At 41.4% G+C, this 10,056-nt stretch carries 5 protein-coding genes; all 5 read left to right on the forward strand.

All coding sequences use genetic code 11. From position 1 onward, the window contains the following. Nucleotides 1–1,020: 1,020 nt before the first annotated feature. The 5 genes from HMPREF0671_RS11065 to HMPREF0671_RS11085 all read left to right on the forward strand — a co-directional run bounded on the left by HMPREF0671_RS11065 (nt 1,021) and on the right by HMPREF0671_RS11085 (nt 9,978). On the forward strand, nt 1,021–2,472 hold the full coding sequence (locus HMPREF0671_RS11065) for a fimbrillin family protein (RefSeq protein ID WP_036900641.1): 1,452 nt from the start codon (nt 1,021–1,023) through the stop codon (nt 2,470–2,472). A 284-nt stretch (nt 2,473–2,756) separates the two neighbouring features. Next, entirely contained in the window at nt 2,757–4,364 is a 1,608-nt protein-coding gene (locus tag HMPREF0671_RS11070; RefSeq protein ID WP_036900644.1) for a CTP synthase, read from the forward strand. 70 nt (nt 4,365–4,434) lie between these two features. Beyond that, the gene (yidC, locus tag HMPREF0671_RS11075) at nt 4,435–6,348 is read left to right on the forward strand and encodes a membrane protein insertase YidC (RefSeq protein WP_036900646.1); all 1,914 of its coding nucleotides are present in this window, start codon (nt 4,435–4,437) and stop codon (nt 6,346–6,348) included. A gap of 75 nt (nt 6,349–6,423) precedes the next feature. Further along, nucleotides 6,424–8,586 (forward strand): S9 family peptidase, encoded by a 2,163-nt coding sequence (locus tag HMPREF0671_RS11080; RefSeq protein ID WP_036900648.1) that lies wholly within the window; start codon nt 6,424–6,426, stop codon nt 8,584–8,586. An 18-nt stretch (nt 8,587–8,604) separates the two neighbouring features. After that, nucleotides 8,605–9,978, forward strand: coding sequence for an MFS transporter (locus HMPREF0671_RS11085; protein ID WP_036900651.1), 1,374 nt, complete (start codon nt 8,605–8,607; stop codon nt 9,976–9,978). Nucleotides 9,979–10,056: the final 78 nt, after the last annotated feature.

Genomic DNA, 10,056 nt, shown 5'->3' on the forward strand with positions numbered 1-10,056 from the left:
GTATGGAGTTCAAAAGGACATGTGAATGGTGTGGTGCAACATTCATTGCCCACAGTTACAAGACGCAATTTTGCTCTAAGCAGTGTAATGATTTTGCTTATAAAGCTGCAAAGAAGAAAGAGCGCGAACAAGAGTATCTTTTTTTGCTCAAAGATAATACATATTGTGACTTAGAGCACGCATTTAGGACAAAGAATTTATGCTGGCCTTGACACTTTTCCGTCAAATGGGAAGGCGATTCGGGAATTTATTTCCCGTTTTTTATTTCCACGGGCTTATATATCGCGATTTTTATGTAAATTTGCAATTAGAACAACGTTCAAATGCAGCGACATTGATGGAACGAGGAAAAGGAACAGAAAGGGAGAGGAAATTACGGATGATCGGACGATATGAAGGGCAGAGTTCATTTGTCATATCATTATGAGCCATATAGGTACCGATTAAAACGTAATTTCCTGGCTATCAATAGGGTTATGGTAGTGCATCGTAAGTAATTATCCAATATAAGAATGCTCATCTTCAATAATTATAGAAAAGAATACTAGACTCCTTGAATATGCGCTTGCCAAACCTAATATTTGTACGTTGGATGAAGATAGTAAATTAACATTCATAGATAAATAAAAAGCAATTACAAGAAAGTGTATACACGATGTAAATACGGTATAAGACAAGATGAAGAAACACATCCGGAAATACCTGTACCTTGAATATTTCACCTATGCTATATTCTTCAATTCTTCATTGACTATTCCATGGATTCATAGTAATATTTCCGTTTTTGATAGTTAAAATAGCACATTTTTCTATTATTTGCTCAAATAACTTAAAGAATTCATCCGCTATAAATGTTTTTTCAGTAACTTTGCTTCCATTAAACATAGTGATGATTTCTTTGCAATTCTTTAATATCTAATGCCATAAAGTAGCAATTAATCTAGCTATTCTTCAAATCAGAAATGATAGATATTTCGTTGGACTCACATTAAAATATTTAAAACTAAAATCTACATTATCATGAAGAAAAAATTATTGATGACGGTTATTGTCTCTATTGCAGTATTCTCTGCTTGTAACAATAGCGACGAGAAGTTTACGCCTGCTTGCAATGGAGAGGAAGTTAGTTTCTTTGTAAACAGTAATCCAATTACACGTACAGTGGTAAGCACTTCAGACGGTTCTACCCAATTCAAAGATGGCGATTTGCTTGGTATCTACGCTACTGGTGGCGCAACAGCTACTAACGTTAAGTATAACGTAAATGCTACCGATGGAGGCAGTCTTACCGTTGCAAATCAAGGAAATGAGATTACATGGACAGATGCAACAGCTATTGGTAATTTTTATGCTTATTACCCTTATGCCGAATCAAATGCTGATGGTACTGTGGCATTTACAGTTACCAATCAAACTTCACAAACCGATTTTGAAGCTAATGATTTCTTGTATGCCAAGTCTAGTGCTACAGGTACAGCTGTAAAATTTACCTTTAATCATGGACTTTCTTTGGTAAAGGTGGTACTAGTAGGTGACGCATTGTCTGATGCTACTAGTATTACTGTTAAAGCACAGCCAACAATAACATGGACACACACTACTAATAAGTTCGCTACAAGTGGTGAAGCTCTCTCTATTAAAATGTGGAAAGTTTCAGAATCGTCACAAGAATATTGGGCTGTAGTTCCCGCACAAACATTTACTTCGGGTAGTGAAATGTTCAAAATAGCTGTAGGTTCAACCGTTTATAGGTATAAACCTGCAGAAGATAAGACTCTTACACAAGGCGGTAGTACTAAGTTTACCCTGTCTATTGATGCAGAGAAAAAGGTCGTGGCAGTCTCTACTGATGTAACTACAAGTGGATGGAATACTGATGTCGACCAAACCGGTAAGTTAGAGAAAGACCCTATAGTACCTGTGGAATTGATTTCGTCTGCACAAGGAACTTTCTCAACTTCTACAACCCTAACTGCTCAAAAAGAGAAGCAGACTTGTGTAGAAGGTTGGAATACAGTTATTACACAGGCAAGTTTTAAAGATAACGCGATAATTGCTTTCGATAATACGGAATCGGCTATGTCATTAGTTCGTAAAGATGGTGCATGGCATAATGGTACACTTTATTATTGTACACAAGAAAATGCAGCTAAAGCAGGAAAATATACCTTAAAGTTTAAGGTGAAAGCCAGTATGGCAAGTAAACTTCAACTAGGGGTAATACCTTGCATGGGCGAGAAATTGTGGTTTTACGAAAACGGAACAACTAATACTATCAAGCATATTGCTGCAACAACCGAATGGGCTGAGAAAACATTCACTTTTGATTTGAATAAAATAAAAGAAGAAAAAAGTGATCGTGCTGCAACTGCAAATGACTTGAAGAAGGTGCTTGTGTACTTTGTACCGGATATTTACAGTACGACTAAGTTCTTTATTAAAGACGTGACCTTTATTGAAAATGTAAACTAATACAACGTGAGTCCAACGAACATAATATGTATATGATTATTTCAAGATCAGATTATTAGAGAGTTTGGCAGCCCTAATCTCAATGATAGAATGGGTAGATACCCTTGCCTTGATTAAATAATGTAAAATCGTCGAATTCATATAACCTATACACTAGCTCTGAAAAAATGAATATTTAGGTATGCAAGAACACAATGCCGAAATATTAATATTGATTAGTTTTGGAGGGTTCATTATTTTGTTGTAATTTTGCACATTGAACATTTTTATTTAAACCAAACATCGTGGCTGAGACAAAATACATCTTCGTAACCGGCGGAGTGGTATCATCATTAGGCAAAGGTATCATCTCTGCATCTATTGGTAAACTTCTACAAGCAAGGGGATATAACATCACAATTCAAAAGTTCGACCCGTACATTAACATCGACCCGGGGACGCTAAACCCTTACGAACATGGCGAATGCTATGTCACAGTGGATGGTATGGAGACAGATTTGGACTTGGGACATTACGAGCGTTATACCGGCATTCAAACCACTAAGGCCAACTCTCTTACTACAGGTAGAATCTACAAAGCTGTCATCGACAAAGAACGTCGTGGTGATTATTTAGGCAAGACCATTCAGGTTGTGCCCCACATCACCGACGAAATCAAGCGCAATGTGAAGATGCTTGGCCAAAAATACCATTACGATTTCGTCATTACAGAGATTGGTGGTACTATCGGCGACATCGAAAGTGCTCCATATATGGAAGCCATCAGACAGCTCAAATGGGAACTTGGTAAGAATGCTATCAACGTACACTTGACGTACGTCCCCTATTTAAAGGCGGCTGGAGAATTGAAGACGAAACCTACCCAGCACTCAGTAAAAGAACTACAGAGCATTGGTATTCAACCCGACATATTGGTTTTACGAACCGAGAAACACCTCGGAGAAGGCATTTTAAAGAAAGTTGCAAGCTTCTGTAACGTAGATTTCGACTGCGTTATTCAGAGTGAAGATCTGCCAAGTATCTACGAAGTACCTGTCAATATGCAGAACCAAGGACTCGATGCAGCCATCCTTCGCAAAATAGGCGAGCCTGTCGGTGAGAAACCTACGCTCGGTCCGTGGAAAGAATTCCTTGAAAGAAGGAACAAAGCTACCGAAGAAGTACACATCGGCCTGATTGGTAAATACGACTTGCAAGACGCTTATAAGAGCATACGCGAAAGCCTTTCTCAAGCAGGTACGTACAACGACCGCAAGACCGTGCTCACTTTTATCAACTCAGAGAAGATAACCGAAGAGAATATCAGCGAACTCTTGGAAGGTCAAGATGGTATCATGGTATGTCCGGGATTTGGTCAACGTGGTATCGAAGGAAAAATTATCGCTGCTCACTATGCTCGCATCCACGACATTCCTACATTTGGCATCTGCCTAGGTATGCAAATGATGGTGATTGAGTTTGCTCGCAATGTATTGGGATATAGCGATGCTAACAGCCGTGAAATGGACGAGAAGACCGAGCATAACGTTATCGACATCATGGAAGAGCAGAAAAATATCACCAATATGGGTGGTACTATGCGTCTTGGTGCATACGATTGTAAACTGCGACAAAACTCTCGTGTCTTCGATATTTACAAACAAGAGCATATTCAGGAACGCCATCGCCACCGCTATGAATTCAACAACGACTATCTGACCGAGTACGAAAAGGCCGGCATGATGTGTGTTGGAAAGAATCCGGAAAGCGACTTGGTAGAGATAGTAGAAATTCCAGGACTGAAATGGTACATCGGTACGCAGTTCCATCCGGAATATCAATCGACCGTTTTAAAGCCACATCCACTCTTTGTAGACTTCATTAAAACGGCTAGCGAAAGCAAGAAACACTAAACATTTCATACGATAGCCAAGTCCCATTGTTATTTTACGAGACTTGGCTATCATTATCTAACAAACAATAATGGATCGCAATAACGTAATTGGGCTTGTATTAATTGGTCTCGTACTGATAGGTTTCAGTTGGTGGAGCCAGCCCTCTAAAGAAGAACAGAGAGCTGCATTTGTACAAGACTCCATCGCAAAAGCAAAACAAGAGGAAGCAAAGAAGGCTGCCGAATTTAAGTCTAAAGCCCAACAGACTGCCGAGAAACAAGCAGCACTGACCGATACCACAGTTCTTTTCCACGAATCATTGGTGGGTGAAGCACACACTGTCATCCTCAAAAACAAGAAACTAGAACTATCGTTCAATACGAAGGGAGCCACCGTAACCAAAGCTGTTATCAAGAATTTCTCAGATCGTAATGGTAACAAAGACGTGACTATCTTCGATGGGAAAGACCAAAGTTTGAATTATACATTGGCGGCCAAACAGACCAATATTGCTACGCAAGACTTGTATTTCCAGCCAAGTCAGGTAACAGATTCTACTGTTACATTCACCGCTAGTGCCAATAGTGGTCAGGCTATTACTATCAATTATACACTTGGCAAAGATTATCTGCTACGCATGCAGATGCGTGTGAGTGGCATGGCAGGCCTATTTGCCCCAAACACATCAACTATGGATGTGACTTGGGAAGACATGTGCCGCCAGCAAGAACGCGGTTTCACATTCGAGAATCGCTACGCTACCCTCACCTATCACAAAGTAGATGGAGGCACAGATTACTTGAATGAAACCCAAGAAAAGATTGATGAGAGTATCGAAGACAAAACAGATTGGGTGGCATTTAAGAATCAATTCTTCTCAGCCGTAATGATTGCGAAGAATGATTTTGCAGCAAATTCACTGATGACAAGTATCCCCCAAGAGAAAGAAAGCGGATATTTGAAGCAGTATAGAGCTAAATTGAAGACTTTCTTCGACCCCAAAGGCAATCAAGCATCGGAGTTTGAGTTCTATTACGGCCCCAATGATTTCAGGCTATTACAAAAGGTTGAAAAAGAAAGTACCTTTGGTAAGGATCTTCAACTACAACGCTTGGTTTACTTAGGCTGGCCACTCTTCCGCATCATCAACCGCTGGTTTACCCTCTATGTATTCGATTTCCTGACCGGACTCAATATCAATATGGGTATCGTATTGATACTGATAACCCTCTTGCTAAAGGTTATTACCTACCCGATGGTGAAGAAAAGCTACATGAGTTCAGCCAAAATGCGTGTGTTGAAACCGAAATTGGACGAGGCAACCAAGCAATATGACAAGCCGGAAGACCAAATGCAAAAGCAACAAGCCATGATGGCTGAGTACTCTAAGTATGGGGTAAGCCCACTATCAGGCTGTCTTCCTATGCTGATACAGATGCCTATCTGGATTGCAATGTTCAACTTTGTGCCGAACGCTATCCAATTACGAGGTGAGAATTTCTTATGGATTAAAGATTTAAGTACCTACGATCCCATCTTCGAATGGAACAATAATCTTTGGTTGATAGGCGATCACTTGAGCTTAACCTGTATTCTTTTCTGCATAGCCAACGTCCTTTACTCTTGGATGACAATGCGTCAACAGCGCGATCAGATGGTAGGTCAGCAGGCTGAACAGATGAAGATGATGCAATACATGATGTATCTGATGCCTCTATTCTTCTTCTTTATGTTCAACGACTATAGTGCCGGACTGAATTTCTACTACTTCGTCAGCCTCTTCTTCAGTGCTGCTATCATGTGGGCATTGCGAAAAACGACCAACGACGAGAAACTTCTTCAACTCTTGGAAACACGTTATAAGGAGAACCAAGCGAATCCTCAGAAGAAAATGGGAGGCTTAGCTGCCAGACTCCAAGCCTTGCAAGAGATGCAACAGAAGCAACAAGAAGAAACCAGACGTAAGCAAGAAGAACTCAATAGAAAGAAAAAAGGATTATAAATAACACAGAAGCCACTAACTCGAATTCGGAAAAAGAAGAAAGTTAGTGGCTCTTTTAGCATTATAACAACAAATATGAACAGAATAGTGGGACTAGCAATGGCAACAATGCTCACTGTATCAACACAGAGCCAAGCCCAAGAACAGAGTATCATAGGGCCACATCACATCACTCTACAATCCGACTTGATGACTCCGGAAGCACTTTGGGCCATGGGCAGAATGGGTGGTTCACAGGTTTCTCCGAATGGAAAACAAATAGTATATCAAGTATCTTATTACAGTGTAAAAGAGAATAAGAGTCATACAATACTCTATCTTGCAGACATAAATGGCAAGAACAAGAAACAACTTACACTTGATAACAAGAGCGAAAGCGATGCTACATGGATTGAAAACGGCCAAAGAATAGCCTTCTTAAGAGCCGGTCAGATATGGAGTATGAAGGCAGATGGAAGCGAACGCAAGCAATTATCACACTCAGTTATAGACATTGAGGGCTTCCGTTTTAGCCCCGATGGCAAGAAAGTGGTGCTCATCAAATCGATTCCTTACTACGGAACCATCAAAAAGAATCCTGATGATTTACCCAAAGCTACAGGTAGATTGGTCACCGATATGAACTATCGCCACTGGGATCATTACGTAGAAAGCATTGCTCATCCATTCCTTGCAGAGGTATCAGAGGCCGGTATCAACAATGGAACAGACATCATGGAGGGCGAACCTTACGAAAGTCCGGTTGCTCCTTTTGGTGGAATAGAGCAAATAGCATGGAGTCCTGACTCTAAAATCATTGCCTATACTTCTCGAAAAAAAGAGGGAATACAATACGCAATCTCCACAGATACCGACATATATCTTTACGATATAGAGACTAAGCAGACCAAAAACATCTGCAAACCAGTCGGTTATGTCGAGCCAAAGATTGATGCTACCAAGACGATGAAGACTCAAGCGGTGAATCATCAAGATGCAGATATGAATGTAGGCTACGATGTCAACCCAAAATTCTCGCCCAATGGCAAATACATTGCATGGCAAAGTATGGAGCACAACGGCTATGAGAGCGATCGCAACCGCCTATGCGTATACAACTTGGCAACCGGAAAAAAGAAATACGTAACGGAGAGTTTCGACTCCAATGTAGACGATTACTGCTGGAATAACGACTCAAAAACACTTTATTTCCTCGGTATTTGGCATGCCACAGAAATGATATATCAGACTAACCTAGAGGGAAAAGTGATACAACTTACCGACGGTTGGTTTGACTATGGAAGCATACAACTAGCCAACAACGGTAATATGCTCTTAGCAAGCAGACACTCTCATCAGAATGGCGACGAACTTTTCTTGGTGAAACCGGGCAAAGAGAAGAAAGCAATTGTTAGTCAAATAACTTTTGAAAATAAGCATATATACGACCAATTGGCACTCGGCAAGACAGAACAGCGCTGGGTGAAGACCACCGATGGCAAAGATATGCTCGTTTGGGTAGTACTTCCGCCACACTTCGATGCCACAAAGAAGTACCCCACTCTATTATTCTGTGAGGGTGGACCACAAAGTCCGGTAAGCCAATTTTGGAGCTATCGTTGGAATTTCCAAATCATGGCAGCCAACGGGTACATTGTTATTGCCCCCAACAGACGCGGACTTCCGGGCTTTGGAAGCAAATGGAACGAGGACATCAGTGGCGATTGGACCGGTCAATGTATGAACGATTACTTCAGCGCCATTGACGATGCTACCACCAACTTACCTTATGTTGACAAAGACAGATTGGGATGCGTAGGAGCCAGCTTCGGTGGTTTCTCGGTATTCTATTTGGCCGGTCACCACGACAAACGATTCAAAGCGTTCATCGCACACGACGGTGCTTTCAACCTCGAAAGCATGTATACCGATACCGAGGAAGCATGGTTCTCTAATTGGGAATACGAGAGTGCGCCTTGGAACAAGGATATTACTGCCAATGGCAAGAAGACTTATGACAACAGTCCTCACAAGTTTGTCGACAAATGGGATACTCCCATCCTCGTCATTCACGGTGAAAAAGATTATCGAATCAATGCTAATCAAGGTATGGGAGCATTTAATGCAGCCCGTATGCGCGGCATCCCGGCCGAACTTCTCATCTTCCCCGATGAAAACCACTGGGTATTGAAGCCACAAAACGGTATTCTCTGGCAGCGTACCTTCTTCAGTTGGTTGGATAAATGGTTGAAAAAATAATAATACATATCAATAAAAATGGTCGAAAAAATACAAAAGAAATTGAGTGACAGTGCCAGTGCTAGATGGACAGCCTTGTTCATCGTAGCCTTCACAATGATGATGGGATACTTCATCACCGACGTTATGTCACCTCTAGAAGTACTACTTACCAAGCCAGCATCGGCTGGTGGACTAGGTTGGAGTTCCGATGATTACGGATTCTTTGCCGGCTCTTACGGTCTCATCAACGTCTTCCTGCTCATGTTATTCTTCGGGGGTATCATCCTCGACAAGATGGGAATCAGATTTGCCGGAATCTTATCATGCGTACTCATGGTTGCCGGTGTATTCATCAAATACTACGGAATCACTGGAGATTTCGGCGATACCAAATTCACACTCGATTTTGTCAACTTCTCATTACCGATGTCGGCGGCTATCGCTTCACTCGGTTTTGCCATCTTCGGAGTTGGCTGTGAAATCTGCGGAATCACCGTTTCTAAGATTATGACGAAATGGTTTGCCGGTCACGAGTTGGCATTAGCCATGGGATTACAGGTGGCATTGGCTCGTCTAGGAACTGCGGCTGCTATGATGGGAAGCCTCCCTATTGCCAAGGCTTTTGGCAATTCTATTGGTGCTCCCATTCTCTTAGGCGCAGCACTCTTAATCATTGGTCTGCTGGCATTCTTGGTTTACAACATCATGGACAAGAAACTAGATGCATCGACAGCTGCATATAATGCAGAAAACACTGTAGAGAGCGAAGACGAATCATTCCATTTCAGCGATTTGAAACTTATCTTTACCAATCCCGGCTTTTGGTGTATTACCATCTTATGCCTCCTTTTCTATAGCGGTGTGTTCCCCTTCTTGAAGTTTGCTACCAAGCTAATGGTTGCCAACTATGCCGTAAAAGAGGAATGGGCCGGTATCATTCCCGGCTTGATTCCATTTGGAACCATCTTCCTTACTCCCCTATTCGGTTCTATATATGATAAGGTAGGCAAAGGTGCCACACTGATGTTGATCGGTAGTACTATGCTAACAGGCGTACATCTCATCTTTGCTACCCACATCATGCCATACGGTTGGTTTGCCGTTATCATCATGATTATTCTAGGTATTGCCTTCTCTTTGGTACCATCTGCCATGTGGCCAAGCGTCCCAAAGATTATTCCTTTGAAGTATTTGGGAAGTGCTTACGCCGTTATATTCTACATCCAGAATATAGGATTGTCCTTGGTTCCAATGTGGATAGGAAGAGTTAACGGAAGCGACCCAAGCTATACCACCTCCATGAGTATCTTCACCGGCTTCGGTATCGCTGCCATTATTACATCGTTGGTGCTCATTGCCATCGATAAAAAGAAAGGATATGGCCTACAAAAAGCCAATATAAAGAAGTAAGATAACAATATTATAAAACAATCCCTTTCATGGAATGGAACAAAGCCATCTGTGAAGGGGATTTTTTATTATTCTTTA

Source organism: Prevotella sp. S7 MS 2 (genome assembly GCF_000762865.1).
GTDB lineage: Bacteria > Bacteroidota > Bacteroidia > Bacteroidales > Bacteroidaceae > Prevotella.

Bases quoted from the DNA above. Each gene is read 5' to 3' on its own strand.
- HMPREF0671_RS11080 (WP_036900648.1), top strand. From the start codon at position 6,424: ATGAACAGAATAGTGGGACTAGCAATGGCAACAATGCTCACTGTATCA.
- HMPREF0671_RS11085 (WP_036900651.1), top strand. From the start codon at position 8,605: ATGGTCGAAAAAATACAAAAGAAATTGAGTGACAGTGCCAGTGCTAGA.
- yidC (WP_036900646.1), top strand. From the start codon at position 4,435: ATGGATCGCAATAACGTAATTGGGCTTGTATTAATTGGTCTCGTACTG.
- HMPREF0671_RS11065 (WP_036900641.1), top strand. From the start codon at position 1,021: ATGAAGAAAAAATTATTGATGACGGTTATTGTCTCTATTGCAGTATTC.